This window comes from Alcanivorax profundi, assembly GCF_003597125.1.
GTDB lineage: Bacteria > Pseudomonadota > Gammaproteobacteria > Pseudomonadales > Alcanivoracaceae > Alcanivorax > Alcanivorax profundi.
Genome location: NZ_QYYA01000090.1, coordinates 1 through 509 on the forward strand (window position 1 = coordinate 1; position 509 = coordinate 509).

Annotated in this window: 2 rRNA genes; both read left to right on the top strand. The window is 47.5% G+C overall.

Annotated features, from left to right (window positions below):
* Nucleotides 1–101: ribosomal RNA gene (locus D4A39_RS16995) — 16S ribosomal RNA — on the top strand; the annotation flags it as partial.
* A gap of 313 nt (nucleotides 102–414) precedes the next feature.
* Nucleotides 415–509: ribosomal RNA gene (locus tag D4A39_RS17000) — 23S ribosomal RNA — on the top strand; the annotation flags it as partial.

The window sequence follows — 509 nt, forward strand, 5'->3', positions numbered from 1 at the left end:
GTCTAACCTTCGGGAGGACGATCACCACGGTGTGGTTCATGACTGGGGTGAAGTCGTAACAAGGTAGCCGTAGGGGAACCTGCGGCTGGATCACCTCCTTAACGACGAAGATCTCGATCCCATTCAGGGCTCACACGTTTGCTTGTCTAGTTGTTACCGGCAAGAAGCCGGAAACAAGTGATTCCTTCGGGATTATTTGTTTCCGGTTTTTTAATCGGTCTCATATTTGATGATATGAGAAGCTCTTTAAAAATTTGGGAAATGAGAAGTCCAAGTATTCATTGAGAATGCAAGCGTTAGAGACTTTCTGACACTTGTGTCTTTATGGTGAATCGTTATCACGATGAATGGCCTGGGCGGAATTGGAGTTGCCAGTCGAAAGGCGGGCGATGAAGAGACTGTTTTGGGTTATATAGTCAAGTGATTAAGCGTACACGGTGGATGCCTTGGCAGCCAGAGGCGATGAAGGACGTAGTAGCCTGCGATAAGCTCCGGTTAGGTGGCAAACA